Annotated in this window: 20 protein-coding genes; 11 read left to right on the forward strand and 9 right to left on the reverse strand. The window is 71.7% G+C overall.

Annotated features, from left to right (window positions below; all coding sequences use genetic code 11):
• Positions 1 to 65 precede the first annotated feature (65 nt).
• Positions 66 to 1,544, reverse strand: coding sequence for a class I adenylate-forming enzyme family protein (locus ABT070_RS32000; protein WP_351765731.1), 1,479 nt, complete (start codon positions 1,542 to 1,544; stop codon positions 66 to 68).
• Entirely contained in the window at positions 1,544 to 1,792 is a 249-nt protein-coding gene (locus ABT070_RS32005; RefSeq protein ID WP_351765733.1) for an acyl carrier protein, read from the reverse strand. The genes ABT070_RS32000 and ABT070_RS32005 overlap by 1 nt, the downstream gene beginning before the upstream one ends.
• A 322-nt stretch (positions 1,793 to 2,114) precedes the next feature.
• On the opposite strand from ABT070_RS32005, the gene paaA reads away from it, so the two are divergent.
• From paaA to kynU, 9 genes are read left to right on the forward strand one after another with little or no spacing between them, the layout of a single operon-like run.
• A complete protein-coding gene (gene paaA / locus ABT070_RS32010) occupies positions 2,115 to 3,182 on the forward strand; it encodes a 1,2-phenylacetyl-CoA epoxidase subunit PaaA (RefSeq protein ID WP_351765735.1) in 1,068 nt (355 codons plus the stop codon).
• The gene (locus ABT070_RS32015) at positions 3,179 to 3,520 is read left to right on the forward strand and encodes a 1,2-phenylacetyl-CoA epoxidase subunit B (protein ID WP_351765737.1); all 342 of its coding nucleotides are present in this window, start codon (positions 3,179 to 3,181) and stop codon (positions 3,518 to 3,520) included. Before paaA ends, ABT070_RS32015 begins: the two co-directional genes overlap by 4 nt.
• Positions 3,504 to 4,304 carry a 1,2-phenylacetyl-CoA epoxidase subunit PaaC gene (gene paaC / locus ABT070_RS32020; RefSeq protein ID WP_451102185.1) on the forward strand — a complete coding sequence of 267 codons (801 nt, stop codon included), beginning with the start codon at positions 3,504 to 3,506 and terminating at the stop codon, positions 4,302 to 4,304. Before ABT070_RS32015 ends, paaC begins: the two co-directional genes overlap by 17 nt.
• Entirely contained in the window at positions 4,301 to 4,801 is a 501-nt protein-coding gene (gene paaD / locus ABT070_RS32025) for a 1,2-phenylacetyl-CoA epoxidase subunit PaaD (RefSeq protein WP_351765739.1), read from the forward strand. The genes paaC and paaD overlap by 4 nt, the downstream gene beginning before the upstream one ends.
• Entirely contained in the window at positions 4,798 to 5,907 is a 1,110-nt protein-coding gene (locus tag ABT070_RS32030; RefSeq protein WP_351765741.1) for a 2Fe-2S iron-sulfur cluster-binding protein, read from the forward strand. The genes paaD and ABT070_RS32030 overlap by 4 nt, the downstream gene beginning before the upstream one ends.
• Before the next feature lie 46 nt (positions 5,908 to 5,953).
• Positions 5,954 to 6,730, forward strand: coding sequence for an SDR family oxidoreductase (locus ABT070_RS32035; RefSeq protein WP_351765743.1), 777 nt, complete (start codon positions 5,954 to 5,956; stop codon positions 6,728 to 6,730).
• Positions 6,731 to 6,783: 53 nt separating this feature from the next.
• Entirely contained in the window at positions 6,784 to 7,629 is an 846-nt protein-coding gene (locus ABT070_RS32040; protein WP_351765745.1) for a tryptophan 2,3-dioxygenase, read from the forward strand.
• Positions 7,619 to 8,503: an alpha/beta hydrolase family protein gene (locus ABT070_RS32045; RefSeq protein ID WP_351765747.1), complete on the forward strand. Its 885-nt coding sequence runs from the start codon at positions 7,619 to 7,621 to the stop codon at positions 8,501 to 8,503. The genes ABT070_RS32040 and ABT070_RS32045 overlap by 11 nt, the downstream gene beginning before the upstream one ends.
• A complete protein-coding gene (gene kynU, locus ABT070_RS32050) occupies positions 8,500 to 9,750 on the forward strand; it encodes a kynureninase (protein ID WP_351765749.1) in 1,251 nt (416 codons plus the stop codon). Before ABT070_RS32045 ends, kynU begins: the two co-directional genes overlap by 4 nt.
• A gap of 66 nt (positions 9,751 to 9,816) precedes the next feature.
• Here the strand turns inward: kynU and ABT070_RS32055 are convergent, their stop codons facing one another.
• Both ABT070_RS32055 and ABT070_RS32060 read right to left on the reverse strand, forming a co-directional pair.
• The gene (locus tag ABT070_RS32055; protein ID WP_351765861.1) at positions 9,817 to 10,524 is read right to left on the reverse strand and encodes a trimeric intracellular cation channel family protein; all 708 of its coding nucleotides are present in this window, start codon (positions 10,522 to 10,524) and stop codon (positions 9,817 to 9,819) included.
• Positions 10,525 to 11,269: 745 nt separating this feature from the next.
• Positions 11,270 to 11,665: a winged helix-turn-helix transcriptional regulator gene (locus ABT070_RS32060; protein WP_351765751.1), complete on the reverse strand. Its 396-nt coding sequence runs from the start codon at positions 11,663 to 11,665 to the stop codon at positions 11,270 to 11,272.
• 157 nt (positions 11,666 to 11,822) lie between these two features.
• On the opposite strand from ABT070_RS32060, the gene ABT070_RS32065 reads away from it, so the two are divergent.
• Positions 11,823 to 12,554: an alpha/beta hydrolase gene (locus ABT070_RS32065; RefSeq protein ID WP_351765753.1), complete on the forward strand. Its 732-nt coding sequence runs from the start codon at positions 11,823 to 11,825 to the stop codon at positions 12,552 to 12,554.
• Positions 12,555 to 12,828: 274 nt separating this feature from the next.
• On the opposite strand, the gene ABT070_RS32070 is transcribed toward ABT070_RS32065, so the two are convergent.
• Together ABT070_RS32070 and ABT070_RS32075 are read right to left on the reverse strand one after the other, a co-directional pair.
• Positions 12,829 to 13,218, reverse strand: coding sequence for a hypothetical protein (locus ABT070_RS32070; RefSeq protein ID WP_351765755.1), 390 nt, complete (start codon positions 13,216 to 13,218; stop codon positions 12,829 to 12,831).
• Between the two features lie 133 nt (positions 13,219 to 13,351).
• Entirely contained in the window at positions 13,352 to 13,567 is a 216-nt protein-coding gene (locus ABT070_RS32075; protein WP_351765757.1) for a DUF6243 family protein, read from the reverse strand.
• A gap of 485 nt (positions 13,568 to 14,052) precedes the next feature.
• Here ABT070_RS32075 and ABT070_RS32080 point away from each other — a divergent pair, with 485 nt between their 5' ends.
• Entirely contained in the window at positions 14,053 to 14,301 is a 249-nt protein-coding gene (locus ABT070_RS32080; protein WP_351765759.1) for a helix-turn-helix domain-containing protein, read from the forward strand.
• Between the two features lie 128 nt (positions 14,302 to 14,429).
• On the opposite strand, the gene ABT070_RS32085 is transcribed toward ABT070_RS32080, so the two are convergent.
• From ABT070_RS32085 to ABT070_RS32095, 3 genes are read right to left on the reverse strand one after another with little or no spacing between them, the layout of a single operon-like run.
• On the reverse strand, positions 14,430 to 16,229 hold the full coding sequence (locus ABT070_RS32085) for an ABC transporter ATP-binding protein (protein WP_351765760.1): 1,800 nt from the start codon (positions 16,227 to 16,229) through the stop codon (positions 14,430 to 14,432).
• A complete protein-coding gene (locus tag ABT070_RS32090; RefSeq protein ID WP_351765762.1) occupies positions 16,226 to 17,125 on the reverse strand; it encodes an ABC transporter permease in 900 nt (299 codons plus the stop codon). The genes ABT070_RS32085 and ABT070_RS32090 overlap by 4 nt, the downstream gene beginning before the upstream one ends.
• On the reverse strand, positions 17,122 to 18,108 hold the full coding sequence (locus tag ABT070_RS32095) for an ABC transporter permease (protein ID WP_351765763.1): 987 nt from the start codon (positions 18,106 to 18,108) through the stop codon (positions 17,122 to 17,124). Before ABT070_RS32095 ends, ABT070_RS32090 begins: the two co-directional genes overlap by 4 nt.
• Positions 18,109 to 18,179: the final 71 nt, after the last annotated feature.

The following is an 18,179-nucleotide window of genomic DNA, read 5'->3' on the forward strand; positions in this document are numbered from 1 at the left end:
CACCGAGGGAGCGGTGGCCGGGCCCGGTGCCGGCGGTCGGGGAGGCCGCGGGGAGGCGCGTGCCCTCAGGTCCGCAGCAGCTTCTTGACGATCTTCCCGGCGGGGTTGCGGGGCACCTGCTCGATGAACTCCACTCGCCGCGGCCTCTTGTAGGGGGCGAGCAACTCCGAGATGTGGCCCAGCAGTTCCCGGGCGCCGGTGTCCGGCTCGGCCACCACGTACGCCAGCGGCACCTCGCCGTAGTCCTCGTCCGCCATCCCGACGACCGCCGCGTCCCGCACCGCCGGGTGGCTCATCAGGGCACGCTCGATCTCCGAGGGGTAGACGTTCTGGCCGGCCCGGATGATGACGTCCTTGGTGCGGTCCACGAGGTGGATGCGTCCCGCCTCGTCCACGAACCCCAGGTCCCCGGTCCTGATCCACCCGTCGAGGTCGATCTCCCGCGTGGCCTGCGGATCGTTCCAGTAGCCCTGCATCACACCTGGTCCGCGCACCACGATCTCGCCGATCTCGCCGCGCGGCGACTCCGTCCCGTCCGAGCCCACCGCGCGGGCGGACATCCCCGGGATCACGCGACCGCAGGGGATGCGCGCGGTGGCGTCCCCGGGCGAGGGGTGCTCGTCGGGGCCGAGGGTGACGAACGGGCCGCCGACCTCCGTCATGCCGTAGACCTGCCGGAAGCCGCAGCCGAGGCGCCGTACGGCCTCCTCGTACACGTCGAGGGGCATGGGCGCGGCGCCGTACAGGATCTCCCGGAGCGTGGACAGGTCGGTGCGGTCCGCGCCCTTGGCCTGGAGCATGAAGCGCACCATCTGCGGGACCATCCACACGTGGGTCGCCCGGTGCCGTTCCACCGCGGCCAGCGCCCGCTGCGGGGTGAAGCCCGGCATGAGCACGATGGTGGCGCCCGTCGCCATGTAGGTCAGGGACACCACCATGCTGCCGTGGTACAGCGGGCAGCAGTTGACCATCACGATGTCGTCGGTGGGCCGGGCCTGCACCAGCCAGCCCAGGGCGATGGCGCGGAACGAGGCGCTGTCGACCGTGACGCCCTTGGCCCGCCCGGTGGTCGCCGAGGTGTGCAGCACGGCCACCGGATCGGTGTCGGCCACGGGCGGCAGCTCCCGCCGCGCCGCCACACTGCCCAGCGCCTCGAAGGCCGGCTTGTCGAACGCCATCGTGATCCGCACCGAGGTGGGGAACTCCGGCTGGCGGTCGAGCAGTTCGGACTCGCCGAACACGGCGACCGCGCCGACGCGTGCCACGATGTCGGCGACCTCGGGCACGGCCAGGCTGTGGTTCAGCGGTACGAACAGCGCGCCGAGGCGGGCGAGCGCGAAGTAGGTCTCCAGCACCTCGATCCGGTCCTTGGAGAGCACGGCGACACGGTCACCGTGCTCGATTCCCAGCTCCGCGAATCCCCGCGCGAGTTCGAGCGTACGGTCGTCGAAGCCGGCCCAGGTGACCGCGCGCCGCTCGTCGACCAGCGCCGTCCGCCCCGGAAAGCACTGCCGGTTGCGTTCCAGTAGCTGCGTAAGCCACATCAGGCACCGCCACCGGCCGCGGACCGCTCGGCCACGAAACGCTCGTAGTCGGCGATCGTCTGCAGCTTCTCCATGTCGTCTGCGGTGATCTCCACTCCGGCCCGCTGCTCGACCAGCAGCACCAGCCGCACCAGGTCCCCGGAGTCGATGCCGCTCGCGGCGAGGTCGAGGTCGTCACCGACCCGCTCGGCGTCGGCGAACTCCTCCGTGCCGGTCAGCTCGACCAGCAACTCCCTGACGGTGCTCATGGTTACCCCTTTCGCCCGGCAGGCCGACCGCCGAGCGGATCGCGTCCTTCGCCTGTCACCCGAACAAGAGGCCCCCGCGCCGAACCGCAATCCCCGCACCCCCGCGTGACGTTTGTCACGCGCCTCAACCGGCACGCCGGGGGATTGCGGGCCTCCCGCACGGCCTCTTTCCCAGACGGAGGCCGCGCCCGATCCACCGGGCGAGGCGGGCGCAACGGCGCCCGGGAAGCACCGAAGGAGTGATGCCAGTGCCCAGGCGAGGGGTCCGGACCAGGGGCGCGTACGTCCCCGCCCCGGCGCGGATCGGCCGGGGAGGCGCGGCATGAGCGCGACAGGGCCCGCCGACACCGCGGCCGCCGGCGAGGACGAACCGACGGCGAGGTTCGAGGCGCTCGTCGGCGCGGGTGAGGCCGTCGAACCGCGCGACTGGATGCCCGACGGCTACCGCCGCATGGTGCTCCGGCAGCTCGCGCAGCACGCCCACTCCGAGATCATCGGCATGCAGCCGGAGGGCGCCTGGCTCACCCGGGCGCCCTCCCTGCACCGCAAGTCGGTGCTCATCGCCAAGGTCCAGGACGAGGCCGGCCACGGCCTCTACCTGTACTCCGCTGCCGAGACGCTGGGCGTGGACCGCGCCGACCTGCTCGACGCCCTGCACCAGGGCCGCCAGCGCGCCTCGGCGACCTTCGACCACCCCGCGCTGACCTGGGCCGACACCGGCACCATCGCCTGGCTGACGGACGGCGCCGCCGTCATCAACCAGGCTCCGCTGTGCCGTACTTCGTACGGACCCTACGCACGGGCCATGCGGCGCGTCTGCCAGGAGGAGGCCTTCCACGTACGGCAGGGCTACGACCTGATGCGCGCCCTGTGCGAGGGGACACCGGCACAGAAGGCGATGGCGCAGGACGCGGTGGACCGCTGGTGGCTGCCGGCCGTGGCGCTGATGTTCGGCCCGCCCGACACCGAGACGGGCGGCGCCGACGCGCGCACCGCGGCGGTCGGTGCCGCGGTCTCGCGCCGCGCCATGGCCTGGGGCATCAAGCGGCACACCAACGACGAACTGCGCGCGCGTTTCGTCGACAGCTGCGTCCCGCAGGCCGAACGCCTCGGCCTGACCCTGCCCGACCCGGCGATCCGCTGGAACGAGGAACGCGGCCACTACGACTTCACCCCGGTCGACTGGGACGTCTACCGGCGCGCGCTGGGCGAGGACACGCACTGGGCCCGGCAGCGCGTCGCCCACCGGCGCGCGGCGCACGAGGACGGCGCCTGGGTACGGGAGGCCGCCGCCGCGTACGCCGCCCGCACCCGGGACGGCGACGGCGCGGCCGGCCAGGACGCCGGTGCGCACGAGCACGGGCACGACCGCACGGAGGTACGGGCATGAGCGCCGGGCAGTCGGAAGGCGCCCCGGTGGCGCGGCCGGAGGGCGTCCCCGCGTCCTGGGAGGTCTTCCTGCGGCCCCGGCGCGGACTCTCCCACCAGCACGTGGGCTCGGTACGCGCCTACGACCCGGACACCGCCCTGCTCAGGGCGCGTGACCTCTACACCCGCCGGGGCGACCCGCTGTCCCTGTGGGTGGTCCGCTCGGACGCGGTGCACACCGTCTCCCCGGACGAACGCGACCCGTACTTCGCCAACGCGCGGCACAAGCCGTACCGGTACCCCCAGCAGTTCGTGCCGCTGACGACCGAGAGGAGCCCCGACGGTGGCCACGACGACTGAGCGGGCGGCCGCCACCGAGGCGGACGGCCGCACCGACCCGCGGCTCGCCGTCCAGCTGCTGCGCCTCGGCGACGACGCCCTCGTCCTCGGCCAGCGTCTGTGCCAGTGGATCACCCGGGCGCCCACCATCGAGGAGGACCTGGCGCTGTCCAACATCGCCCTCGACCTCGTCGGCCAGGCCCGGCTGTTGCTCACCCTCGCCGGACGCCTCGACGGCACCGGACGCGACGAGGACGACCTCGCCTTCGCCCGGACCGACCGCGAGTTCACCAACGCCCTGCTCACCGAACTGCCCAACGGCGACTTCGCGGCCACCGTCGCCCGGCAACTCGCCTACACCCACTACGCCGTGGCGTACTACGGGGCGCTCGGCGGCTGCGCGGACCCCGAACTGGCCGCGTTCGGACAGCGGGCCGCCAAGGAGATCGCCTTCCACCGGCTGCACGCCGACACCTGGACCGAACGCCTCGGCCTCGGGACCGCCGAGAGCGCCCGCCGCATGCAGGAGGGCCTCGACCACGTGTGGCCGTACACGGCGGAACTCTTCGACGAGGACGACCCGGTACGCGACCTCGCCGCCGCCGGAACGGCCCCCTCGCCCGCCCCGCTGCGCCCGGGATGGGAGCGCAGCACGGCAGAGGTGATCACCCGGGCCGGACTCACCGTGCCGTCACCCCGCTGGCGGGCCCGGGGCGGCCGTGCGGGCCTGCACACCGAGGAGTTCGCGTCCCTGGTCGCCGAACTGCAGTCGGTGCGTCGCCAGTTCCCCGGAGGTACCTGGTGAGCGGCGGCACGGCCCTCGCGGCGTCGGAGGTCCGCGCCCGGGTGGAGGCGGTGCCGGACCCGGAGCTGCCCTTCCTCGCCCTCGGCGACCTCGGAGTGATCGGCTCGGTCGGCCCCGCTGCCGACGGACGTCTCGAGGTGGAGTTCACCCCCACCTACCTGGGCTGCCCGGCACTGGCCGCCATGGCCTCCTCGATCCGCGACGTCCTGACGGACTGCGGCCACCCCGACGCCCGGGTACGGCAGGTGCTGTCCCCGGTGTGGACGACGGACCGCATCACCGCGGCCGGCCGCGCCAAGCTCGCCGCCCACGGCATCGCCCCGCCCACGCCCGGACCGGGGGACGGCCCGGTCCTCGTCCGGCTCACCGGGGTGCCCTGCCCGCACTGCGGTTCCCGAGCCACCCGACCGCACAGTGCGTTCGGCCCCACCCGCTGCCAGTCGATGCTGCGCTGCACCGCCTGCCGCGAGCTGTTCCCCCACCTGAGCGCGCTATGACGACGCGTCCGAACCCCGTCCTCGCGACCGACGGCGCCCGTCGGCGCACCGGCTGGCACCGGCTCCCGGTCACCGCCGTCCAGCACCTCACCGGCGACGCCGTCGCCGTCACCCTCGACGTACCGGACCCCCTGCGCGCCACCTTCGCGCACCGGCCCGGCGAGCACGTCGTCGTCCGGCACCGCCGCTCGGGCGAGGAACTGCGCCGCAGCTACTCGGTGTGCCCGCCGCCCGAGGAGCCCGGCGCGCTGCGGCTGGTGATCAAGCGGGGCGCCCCGGACGGCTTCGGCGCGTACGCGCTCACCCGTCTGGCACCCGGCGACCGCCTCGAACTCTCCGCGCCCGCCGGGGCCTTCGCCCTGCCCGAACTGCCCGGAGCCCACCACGTGCTGATCGCGGGCGGCTCCGGCATCACCCCGCTCGCGGCCATGGCCGCGAGCGCGCTGCGCACGGACCCAACCTGCCGGGTCCATCTCGTCCACTCGGCGCCCACGGCCGCGGACGCCCTGCTCGCCGACGAACTCGCCCTGCTCAAGGACGCGTTCGTCGACCGGTTCACCGTGCTGCACATACTGACCCGCGAAGGACGCCCGCCCCTGGGCGGCCGGATCGATGCCGAGCGTCTGCCGCGGCTGCTCGCCGCGCTGGACATCCGGCCGGGCCCGGACACCACCTTCGCCCTGTGCGGTCCGGCCGGTCTCATCGCCACCGTCCGGCGGGCGCTGACGGACGCGGGAGCCGACCCGGCCCTTGTCCGCTCCGAACTGTTCGCCCTCGGCGACACCCCGCCGCTCCCACCCGTACCCGGCGCGCCGCGCATCCCTGAGGGCACCCGGGTCATCGCCCTCTACGACGGCCACCGCCGCGTCGTCACCGCCGGGCCGCGGGACCCCGCGCTCCTCGACGCGCTGCTGCGCGACCACCCGGACGTGCCGTACGCCTGCCGCGAGGGCATCTGCGGCAGCTGCCGTGCCAAGGTCCTCACCGGCGAGGTCGCGACCGGCCCCCAGTACGCCCTCGACGCCGGGCAACTGGCCGCCGGCTACACGCTCACCTGCCGCGCCAGGCCCCTCGGCAGCGAGGTCACCGTCGACTTCGACGCATGACGGCGCCCGCCCCGGCCACCACCCACCCCAGCAGAAGGAGAACGCGATGACCACCCCCCTGCGGCACGCGGGCAGGACCGCCCTGGTCACCGGCGGCAGCCGCGGCATCGGCCGGGCCGTCGCCCGCCGGCTGGCCGCCGAGGGCGCCCTCGTGGCCGTCCACTACGGACACGACCACGAGGCGGCCGAGCGCACCGTCAAGGAGATCGAGACCGACGGCGGACGCGCCTTCCCGGTCCACGCCGAACTGGGCGTGCCCGGTGACGCCGACACCCTGTGGACGGCCTTCGACCGCGCCCTCGCCGGGCAGGAGGCCGCACCCGGCCTGGACATCCTCGTCAACAACGCGGGCATCACCGTCCCGCGCCGGATCGCGGACGTCACCGAGGACGACTACGACCGGGCGTTCGCGATCAACACCAGGGCGCCCTTCTTCGTCATCCAGCGCGGTCTGGACCGGCTGCGCGACGGCGGCCGGATCGTGAACATCTCCTCGGTCGCCACGCGCGTCGCCTTCCCGCCGATCATCGCCTACACCATGACCAAAGCCGCCCTCGACTACCTCACCCTGGCCCTCGCCCAGGAACTGGGACCGCGGGGCATCACGGTGAACAGCGTCGCTCCCGGCTACACCGACACGGAGATCAACCCGACGCTCGCCGTCCCGGAGATCCGCCAGAGGTACGAGGCGGCCTCCGTGTTCGGCCGGCTCGGCGCCCCCGCGGACATCGCCGACGTCGTCTCCTTCGTGGCGAGCGACGACGCCCGCTGGGTGACCGGCCAGTGGATCGACGCCTCCGGCGGAGTCCACCTCGGCCCGTGAGCCCCGCGCCCGTCCCGCCGCGCCGCCCGCGGCAGCAACAGGAGGCCCTCACCATGAACGACGGCACGTCCGCACCGGCCCGGGCCGCGGACGACTCACTCACCCGGCCCTTCGACGGTGCCAGCCCCTACGACGCCTATGTGCACGCGTCCGTCCTCAACAACCTCCAGCAGCCCCTCACCGAGGCACCCGACGAGATGGGTTTCGTCGTCACCACCCAGGTGATGGAGCTGTGGTTCACCCTGATCGTCCACGAGTGGCGCAGCGCCGGCACGGCCTTCGCCAAGGACGACCTGGACGCCGCCACGGACGCCCTGACACGCAGCCGCCGCGCCCTGACCGCCCTCAACGCCGCCTGGGCGCCCCTGGCCGCTCTGACCCCCGCCCGCTTCAACGGCTTCCGAGCCGCGTTCGGGAAGGCCTCGGGCTTCCAGTCCGCGATGTACCGGCAACTGGAGTTCCTGCTCGGCGACAAGTCCGAGGCGATGCTCCGCCTGCACCAGGGCGACCCCGACGTGCACGAGGCACTCAGCGACACCCACCGCCAGCCGTCCCTCTACGACGAGGTGCTCGGCTGTCTGCACCGGCGGGGGCTGCCGGTTCCGGAGCACGTCCGGGAGCGCGACGTGAGCGCGCCCTACACATCGGACCCGGGCGTCGTGGAGGTGTGGCGGCTGATCTACTCCGGCCCGCAGCACCATCCGCTGCTCGTCCTCGGCGAACTGCTCACCGACATAGCCGAACTCGTCCTGCGCTGGCGCTTCGACCACGTCATGGTCGTCCGCCGGGCCATGGGCACCAAGAGCGGCAGCGCCGGCTCCACGGGCCTCGCCTGGCTCGAACAGCGCGCGAACCGGCCGGTCTTCCCGGAGCTGTGGGAGGTGCGCGGTGGGGTCTAGGGTGATCTCCGCCTTCGCGGCGGAGGAGGAGAAGCGGGTACTGAGCCTGAAGCCGGTGCTGGCTCCGGCGCACGGCCGCTACGGCGACCACCCGCACCAGGCCTACGACGCCTGGCCGGCCGGGGACCCCGGCGCCCCCCTGGTGATCCTGCTGCACGGCGGCTACTGGCGCTACGACCGCATGCACCTCACCCCTTTCGCCGCCTACCTCTCCGAGCAGGGCTTCGACGTGCTGCTGCCGGGCTTCCGCCGCTCCGGCGGGGCCGGCGGCCACCCCGAGACCTTCGACGACGTGGCCCGGATCGTGGACACCCTTCCCGAGGGGCGGCCCTACGTCCTGGCCGGCCACTGTTCCGGCGGCCATCTGGCCCTGTGGTGCGCCGCGCGCGGCCTGCTGCCCGACGGCTCCCGCTGGCACACCGGCACCCTCCCGACCGGCGTGCTCGCACTCGCCCCGATCACGGACCTCACCGCCACCCGCCGGGACGGCCTCAGCAACGACGCGGCCCTGCAACTCCTGGGGGGAGAGGCCGTGTTCGAGGAACGGCTGCCCGCCGTCGACCCCCTCACCCTGCTGCGCGGTGCCGGTACCACCGGTGTGCCTACGGTGCTGCTGCACGGCGCCGTGGACGAGGAGGTCCCGCTCACCCAGTTCACCGACTACGCGGCCGTGCACGAGGACCTGAGGACGGTCGTGCTGCCCGGCACCGGCCACTACACCCTCATCGAGCCCGGAGCCCCAGGAGCCCGCGCGGTCGCCGACACCCTGTGGGAGATGTCCGCCGGCTTCGCCGCACCGCGCGCCGGCACCGACCCGGCCACCGCCCCCCGCACCGATACCGGCACCGCCCCAGGGAGGGCCACGCACCCATGACCGCCGCCACCCCGCTCGAAGACCGGGCCGCCCGTGCCGACGCCGAGGACGCCCTGGCCCCGCTGGCCGAGCGGTTCGTCCTGCCCGAGGGCGTCATCTACCTCGACGGCAACTCCCTGGGCCCGCTGCCCGCCGCCGTCCCGCCCGCCCTGGCGGACGTCGTGGCCCGCCAGTGGGGCACCGGCCTGATCGGCTCCTGGAACGACAGCGGCTGGTGGGACGCGCCCCTGCGGATCGGCGACACCATCGGCCGCCTCGTCGGCGCCGCGCCGGGGCAGACGGTGGCGGGCGACTCCACCAGCGTGCAGCTGTTCACCGCGCTCAGCGCGGCCACCGCGCTGCGCCCCGACCGGCCCCTGCTGGTCACGGATCCCGGCCACTTCCCCACCGACCGCTACCTCGCCGACGCGGTGGCCCGCCGCGGCGACGCCCTGGAGGTGTGCCGGATACCCCCGGCCGACCTGGAGAAGTTCCTCGCCGAACAGGGCTCCCGGGTGGCGGCGGTCAGCTACTCACCGGTCGATTTCCGCACCGGCGAGCTGTGCGACATGGCGGCACTGACCGAGGCCACGCACCGGGCCGGCGCGCTCGCGGTGTGGGACCTGTGCCACGCCGCCGGGGCGATGCCGCTGCACCTCGACGCCCTGGAGGTGGACCTCGCCGTCGGCTGCGGCTACAAGTTCCTCAACGGCGGCCCCGGCGCGCCCGCCTGGCTCTACGCCGCCCGCCGACACCACGATGCCCTCGACACCCCGCTGACCGGCTGGAACGGCCATGCGAGCCCCTTCGCCATGGACCGGGACTACACACCCGCCCCGGGCATCGCCCGGGCCCGTATCGGCACCCCGCCCATCCTGTCCCTGCTCGCCCTGGAGGCGGCCCTCACCGTCTTCGAGGACGTGGACCTGGCACAACTGCGGGCCAAGAGCGTGTCGCTGACGGAGTTCTTCCTGACCTGCGCCGAGGAACTGCTCACCCCGCTGGGCATCACCCCGGTGACACCCCGGGACGCGGCCCGCCGGGGCAGCCATGTGTCCCTGCGCCACCCGCACGCCCTCGGCCTGACCCGGGCCCTGGCGGACCGGGGCGTCGTCATCGACATGCGCGCCCCCGACCTGCTCCGCTTCGGCGTCAACGCGCTCTACACCACCCACACCGAACTGCTCACCGCCGCACAGCACCTGAGCGACATCGTGCGCGAGTCGTCCTACGACCCCGCACCCTCACGGTCGGGCCCGGTCACCTGAGCCTGAGCTCCGCGTCGCACTCCCGCCGCCTGCCTGCCGACATGGAGCTGCTCGGGAACGGCCGTCTCATGCTGCTGCACGCTTCCGAGAGGTGGTCTTCTCCTGCCGCCCGTCCGGCAGGGTGCCGGACTCCGGGGTTGCGCCCGCACGCCGCCACAGCGCAGACCTTGGCGTGCGCCAGCCCAGCCGCACGGCCGACAGACGTAGCCCGAAGGCGAGCAGCCCGGCCGCCACCGCCGTCGCCACCCTGAGGGTGGAGGTGGCGTGCAACAGGGTGATCAGACCGGATCCGAGCAGTGCGGGCGCAACGTAGAGATCGCGGTCCCAGGCGAGCGACGACGGGATTTCACGCGCCAGCACCGAGCAGACGACCCCGCCACCGACCGCCGTCGTCACCCCGAGAGCGGCTGCGGCTGGGGAGTTCAGACCATGATCCAGGGCTTTGACGGTACCGGTGACGCAGAACATGCCCAACGCGCCCGCGTCGGCCACGTGCCGGCCCAGGTTCCAGGACTGCGCCCGGGAGCTGAAGAACACCAACAGGGTCGCCAGGAAAGGGGCGGTCGCGTATCCGAGGTCGGTGAAAGCGACGGGTTGGATACGCAGTACCAGGTCCCGGAAGAGTCCGCCGCCCACACCCGCGGACTCGGCCAGCAGCAGTGTGCCGAAGAAGTCGAAGTCCTTGCGTGTGGCGATCAGCGCCCCGTGAACGGCGAAGGCGAAGACCCCGGCCAGATCGAGCGGATACTGGATATCGCCCGCCAACTCATGCATTTCGGATATCACTTGAAGCTCCTCGGAGAAGCCCGCCTTCGGTCCTGCCTTCCGATGCGGTGTCCGGCGGACGATGGGTGGCAGCGGCTGCCGTCCTCATGCTGATGAGGGCTGGTGCGGCGCCCGAGGGAGCGCGAAAAGTTCGGTGGACATGGGGAAGGGGAGACGCGGTCGTCTCCATCGCCCGAATGGGCTGCTGAGTCGTACGGAGCGAGGTGGGGCACATGACGGAGATACGGATCCTGAGAGGCTGGGTGTGGGACTGCGTGCACAGCCGCTGTGCTCGAAAAGCCGCCGACACGACAGCCGCAGCGCCGTGGGGCGCTCCCCGCGACGGCAACGGCCTTACCGACAACGCACGTTATCGAGACCGACGCTGCTTTCGCTCGCCCTGAATAGAGAATGAGCTTCAGTTGGTCCGCCATGGACCGGACGTGCCCTGTGGCGAACCGAAAGGTGCCACGAATTGTCCGTCCGAGGGTGCGGCGAAGCGGGCGTACCCCCTTGAAACCGAGGTGTGTCACCACCGGGGGAGTGAGCCCCGGAGAGCGCTGCCGAGGACCACAACGCGTGGCGAGGGCTGCTCTCGCATCGGCTCGTCACGCCTGCCGCGTGACCGCAACGGAGACCCTGCACGTGAGCGACGTGAACGAACTCGCGCTCCTTCTCGCCCCGCCGGGCGGCCGTCTGGCCGTGGACTGCCACACCGCCTCGTGGGATCTGGCGAGTGCGGCCGGGGCGAGGGTCAGGCGGGCGAGGTGTCGGGGCGGGCGTCGTACATGGCGCGGGCGGCGTCGATGTGCGTCAGATGCGTGATGCTCCACTCCAACAGGGGCGCGGCGGCTTCGCGGAGGGTCCTGCCCATCGGAGTGAGCTCGTAACTGACGTGCGGCGGCATGACGTTGCGGACGGTTCGGGTGAGGATCCCGTCGCGCTCCAGGCCGCGCAGGGTGACGGTGAGCATGCGCTGGCTGATTCCGTCGACGGCCCGCTTGAGTTCGGTGAAGCGGCGCGGCCCCTGGCTGAGGTTACGCACGATCAGCAGCGACCACTTGTCGCCGACGATGCCGAGCACTTCACGGGCCTGGCACGGATCCTCCGGCCGTGCCGACCGCGACTCGCCGCCCACTGCACTGCTCATGGTTACCTCCAGAGAACCGGGGCACCGAAATGTGCCTTATTGATCGAGGTGCGGCAGGTGCAGCACGATGAACTCGGTTCCTGAAGAGTACCGAGGCACGAACAGGAACCGTGATGCTTCCGCGCCTCCACGCCCCGAAGAGGAAAAAACTCCCCTGATGTCTACTTTTCTGCTGGTACACGGCGCCTGGCACAACGGCCAGTGCTGGGAGCGGGTCGTCCCGCTGCTGGAATCGGCCGGACACCGCGTGTTCGCGCCCTCACTGACGGGCTACGGCGACAAGGCACACCTGCTCGGTCCCCAGGTGGGGCTCGACACGCACGTCGCAGACGTCGTGAAGCTGATCCACGAGGAGAACCTGACCGAGGTGGTGCTCGTGGGTCACAGCTACGCGGGGCTGGTCGTCTCGTCCGTGGCCAACGAGGTACCGGAACGAATCGCGCACCTGGTGTACCTGGACGCGATGGTCCCGGAGCACGGCGAGACCGCCGTCGACGTGCAGCCCATGACCCAGAACCTGATCGACCTGGCCGCCAAGTCCGACAACAGCTGGCGCATCCCGCCGCTGCCCGAGATGCCACCGCCCTTCGGCCTGTTCGGAGTCACCGACCCGGCGGATGTCGCGTGGCTGCGCGCGACGCTCTCCGACCAGTCCGTGCGCTGCCTGCAGCAGCCGGTCCGGCTGGACAACCCCGCCGTGGACTCCATTCCGCGCACGCACATCCACTGCGTCGGCGCAGAGCCGGAAGGCATCGTGCGGCGGCCCGTCCCCGCCACTCAACCCAACGGCTCCCCAGCACAGGTACGGGAACTGCCGACCGGGCACGACTGCATGATCACCATGCCGGCGGACCTGAGCGAACTGCTGCTTGAAACCACCCTTCGGTAGCATCCGGACCGCGACCGCGACGGCAACCGCAACCGCGGCAGCGACGCGGGCCGACACGGCTCCACCGACCAGCACTGTCAGCCGACAGGACGGCCCGCCCGACCGGCCCTACCCCCGCTGACGGCTGTTCCGGTTCTCCGAACCCCGGCACTTGCATCGGATGCATGTCGTCCCGATTCCCCGGGAAACGCACGGGGTGCCGGTAGCGGCCGTCGTCACCAGCCGTGCACGCCCCTTGGCTCTCTTGCGCACCAGCCTGTCGCGGTGGACGGAATCACACCCTTGGCGGGACGGCGAACGGGTCGTACCCCTCGGGCATGAAACAGCCGTAGTCCTGCAGTGGCTGCGGATCGTTCAGCACGATGCGCTTCGACTCGCCCGCAGGTGAGAGTCCGTCTGGGCGGTCCAGAACTCGTTGGCCCGGGAGTCCGGCGGACGCTGGTGCGTCGGCTGCGAGTCGACCGAAGCGGTCCAGCAGAGCCCACACAGCGTCGTAGACATCACGGATTTCCTCGGCTGCCCTCTCCTCGGTGATTTCGGGGGAGGCTTCGCGGTACGCCGCGCGGGCCGAAGCGACAAAGCGCTCCGGATCGACGATCACCACGTCCTGGCGCATCCGAACGCTGACCGTCATACCCGGCGTCGGGGCCGGCATCTCATCCACCGGCCCACGGTACTGCGTCGGAAGCGCGACTGCCGAGGGATCCCTGGCGCAGGACACAACGACAGCAGAGCCCGGACCGCGCGTCGCGGTCCGGGCTCTGCCCCGTGCGGTGCCGCCCTGCTGCGGCGGTGCGTCAGCTCTGTGCGGTGTCGTCGTCCGACTGCCCGGCGCTCTCACCTGCGCCTGCCTTCTCGCGCATCTTGCGCAGCAGCTCCGCCTTCTGGTCGGCTGCACCCTGGCGATCGAGGTTGCGGTGCGGACCGTTGTTCTGCCGTTCGGCGCGGGACAGCTTCTTGCGCTGGCCGCCGCCCATGCCCACGGGGTTGTTGATGTTCTTGCTCACGGTCATGGGTTCTCCCGGTAATGATGTGAAGTGATCTACGGATTATCGGTGGGGTGGGCGGGCGGTGACGTCGAAGGACGTCAGCAGGGGCCCATCAAGCCCTCACTCGTAAACCGGCGTCTGGAAGAACATGACAAAGACGTTACCCGGTTCCGCTGGCCCCGCACACCAACCTTTTCGCCGCCCCGGCGTCGGCCGGGTCTTCGGCGAGCCCCTGGGGTCAGCCGTTTCCTTCCGCGTTCCGGGTCTCCATTATCCGCTGGATGTCATGGGCGGCCGGATCTCGGGCAGGCCACCGTCGCGGTCCGCTGGGCCGCCCCCGGCTTCGCGGGGCTGCCTGGTTCATGATCTCGGGGTCGGCGGGGCTGGCCCAGGTGTCGCGGCCGAGAGTGAGGGGGCCGACGAGGGGGTGGCGGTAACGGCGAGGTAGGGCCGTCGGCCCCGGATCAAGCAGCCGCTGGGCCACTGCCGACCGGCAGGGTCTTTCGGTCGTGTTCGACGAGATCTGCGCCGAGCTGTGCCACGACGGACAGCGCCCTCCAGCGCGACCGCCCCCCCAGCGCGGACCGCCTGCCTGCTCGACCGCCGTCGGCATCACCCCCGCCGACGTCGCCGTCCTGAAGAACCACCGAGCGAAGGCCGTACGCTTCAGCACGCTCGACGCCATCTGCCGCCCCCTCGGCTGCCGACCGGGCGATGTCCTGCGCCGGGTGCCCGACGAGGGTGAGTCGGACGGCTGATGACGGGGGAGCGGCGCCGGCTGGGGACGCCGGCTGGTGGGCCCCACGATCGTGGAGCCCACCGCGCTCACTGCGTATCCGTCGACGGCACTCTCGAACCGATGACCGGCTGATCCGAGGGAACCCGCCTATACGGCCTCCCGTATCCGCGGGAAGTGGCAGGCGGCCCCGTCCCCGTCGAGCGGGGGCACCTCATGGGCGCACCTTTTGCGGTCCTCCTCGCCCAGGCGTTCGTGGAGTGGGCAGCGGGCCCGGAACCGGCAGCCGTCGTACCGTCGCGTCGGGCTCGGCGGGTCCCCGGCGAGCAGGATCCGCGACCGCTGCTGTTCCCGTTCGCGTACCGGATCCGGCAGGGGCACGGCGGAGAGGAGGGCTTGGGTGTAGGGATGCCGGGGCCGCTCGAACACCTCGTCGACCGGGCCGGCCTCGACCGTGCGCCCGAGGTAGACCACGCTCACGCGGTCGGCGATGTTCCGTACGACGGACAGGTCGTGCGAGACGAAGAGGTAGGCGAGCCCCAGCTCCTCCTTGAGGCGTTGCAGCAGCTTGAGCACCCCCGCCTGGACCGAGACGTCCAGCGCCGAGACCGGTTCGTCGAGGACGAGCAGTTCGGGCTCCACCGACAGGGCGCGGGCGATGCCGATGCGCTGGCGCTGGCCTCCGGAGAATTCGTGCGGGAAGCGTTCCGCGTGCGCCGGGTCAAGGCCGACCTGGCGCAGCAGCTCCGGGACACGGCGGGCCACGGTGGCCCGGTCGGCGCCCTGGGTACGCAGCGGCTCGGCGACGATGTCCCCCACGGGCATGCGCGGGTCGAGAGAGGCCATCGGATCCTGGAAGACGATCTGAACGCGTCGGCGCAGGGCCTTCGCGTCGGCCTTGCCGAGGCTGCCGAGGTCCTGGCCGAACAGTTCGATCGATCCGCCCTCCGGCTCGGCCAGTTCAAGCAGTTCGAAGAGCGTGGTCGACTTGCCGGAGCCCGACTCGCCGACGAGACCGAGCGTTTCGCCCCGATGGATGTCGAGGTCGACGCCATCGACGGCGTACACCGTGCCGATCCGGCGCTTGAAGACCGTGCCCTTGACGAGCGGGAAGGTCCTGGTGAGTCCGCGCACCTTCAAAACCCGCTCTCCGATGGGAGGTTGGGGTGCGCGCGGTGCGTCGATCCGGGGCACGGCCGCCAACAGCGCTCTCGTGTAAGGATCCTGGGGGCGCTCGAAGACCTCGACGGCCGTGCCGGCCTCGACGACCCGTCCTTCGTGCATCACGGCCACCCGGTCGGCCGTCCCGGCGATCACGCCGAGGTCGTGGCTGACCAGCAGCATCGCGGCCCCGGTCGCGAGCCGCGCGGTGTGCAGGACGTCGAGCACCTGGGCCTGGATGGTGACATCGAGGGCGGTGGTGGGCTCGTCGGCGAGGATGACGTCGGGGTCGTTGGCCATCGCCATGGCGATCATCGCGCGCTGGCGCATGCCGCCGGAGAACTCGTGAGGGAACGCCCGTGCGCGCAGGGAGGGTTCGGGGATCCCGACGAGGTCGAGCAGTTCGACCGCATGCTTCAGGGCCTGTTCGGGGGACACGTCCTGGTGGGCGCGTACGGCCTCGGCGATCTGGTCGCCGATCCGGTAGACGGGCGTGAACGCGGACAGCGGGTCCTGGAACACCATGGAGACGCGGCTGCCGCGAATCCGCGTGAGCTGTCGCTCGGGGGCGCCGACGAGTTCCTGCCCGTCGAGCCGTACGGACCCGCGTACCACCGCGTTTCCCGGGAGCAGTCCGAGCACGGCGAGCGCGGTCGCGGACTTGCCGGAGCCCGACTCGCCGACCAGGCCGAGGACTTCGCCGCGTTCGAGGGTGAGGCTGACGCCTCGTACGGCGGGCCGTCCGTCGAAGTCGACGTCCAGATCGGTCACTTGGAGTATCGGGCTCACCGGGAGGCCCCTTTCGAGGTGGGGTCCAGCGCGTCCCGCAGCCCGTCGCCCACGAGGTTCACCGCCAGCACGAACACGACCAGCAGGCCGGCCGCGAAGAAGAACATCCAGGGGTACGTGACGGCCGCGCCCGTCCCGTCGGCGATCAGCGTGCCGAGCGACACGTCGGGCGGTTGTACGCCGAAGCCGAAGTACGACAGCGCGGTCTCGCTCATCACGGCGCCGCCGACCTGGATGGTCGCGTCGATGATGAGGAAGGACGCGACGTTCGGCAGGACGTGCCGCCAGATGATCCGGAAGGGGCCGACGCCCATGTACCTCGCGGCGCGGACGAATTCACGTTCCTTCAGGGAGAGGGTCATGGACCGTACGACCCGGGCGGTGATCATCCAGGCGAAGAGTCCGAGCAGCCCGACGAGGGCGAACCAGCCGCTGGAGTTCAGCCGGGGCGAGATGATCGCGATGATGAGGAACGACGGGAAGACCAGCAGCAGATCGACGAAGAACATGAGGAGCCGGTCGGTCCACCCGCCGAAGTATCCGGCGCAGGCTCCGACGAGCGAGGCGAAGCCGGTCGACAGCACGGCGACGAGCAACCCGATGATCAGCGATTTCTGCAGCCCGCGCACGGTCTGCGCGAACACGTCCTGCCCGATCCGGTTCGTCCCCCACCAGTGGTCGGCGCCGGGTGCGGCCCGCAGTGCGGTGTAGTCGATGTGGCTGTACGACCATCTGGTGACGTACGGCCCGGCGAAGGCCAGCAGGAACAGCAGCACGAGGGCGACGGCTCCGGCGAGGGCGGTGCGGTTGCGCAGGAAACGGCGCAGGACGACGCCGGCGCGGCCGGCGGGCGGGGCCGCGACGGGCGCCTCTTCGGCGATGACGGTCGTGGTCATGACGCCTGCCGGATGCGCGGGTCGAGCGCGGCGTGCAGGACGTCGGCGAGGAAACCGGAGAGCAGCACGGTGACGGCGGCGAAGAGGTTCACCGCGACGACCGAGTTCACGTCGTTCTTGCCGATCGACGCGACGAACCATTCCCCCATGCCGTGCCAGCCGAAGATCGTCTCCGTGAAGATGGCGCCGGTGAACAGTGCGAGGAAGCCGTACGAGAAGTAGGTCGACATGGGGATGAGGGCCGTACGCAGTCCGTGCTTGAGGAAGACCGTCCGCCGGGGGAGGCCCTTGGCCCGCGCGGTGCGCAGATAGTCCGAGCCGAGGACGTCGAGCATCGTGTTGCGCTGGTAGCGGCTGTAGCTCGCGACGGAGAAGAGGGCGACGGAGAGGGTGGGCAGGAGCAGGTGCACGCTCCGGTCCTCGAGCACGGTCCAGAAGCCGCCGGTCATACCGGGGCTCTTCTCTCCCGTGAACTGGATCAGATCCGTGCCGGTTGTCTGGTTGAACCAGATCGCGCCGGTCTTGAGCAGGATCGCCAGCAGGAACACGGGAGTCGAGAGCAGCGCGAAGGACGCGAGGGTGACCGCCCGGTCGCTGAACCGGTACTGCCGTACGGCCGTCCAGGCCCCGACGAGCACGCCCGCGACGGTCCCGAACACCGTGCCGGCGAGCAGCAGCCGCAGGCTGACGCCGAGTCGGCGGCCGAACTCGGCGTTGACGGAGGCGCCGTCGATGGTCTCGCCGAGGTCGCCGTGTGCCGCGTGCCCGAGCCAGCGCAGGAAGCGGTTCAGGAGGGGCGTGCGGTCGTTGACGCCGATCTCGTCGAGATGGTGGTTCACCGAGGCCACGGGGATGGGCGGCTGCCGGCCGGCGTAGTACTCGCGCGGGTGCAGCGCGAACGAGGCCAGCAGGTAGGAGAAGCAGACGGCGGCCAGGAGCAACAGGGCGTAGTAGCCGAGTCGTTTGGCCAGGTAGACAGGCACAGGAGAAATGGTCCAGGCCTCTTGTTGCCGCATCGTGAAGAGAACATGTCAGATGTCCAGGAGGCCTCCCT

Origin of the sequence: Streptomyces sp. NPDC002884, from assembly GCF_040295245.1 — a bacterium.
Lineage (GTDB): Bacteria > Actinomycetota > Actinomycetes > Streptomycetales > Streptomycetaceae > Streptomyces.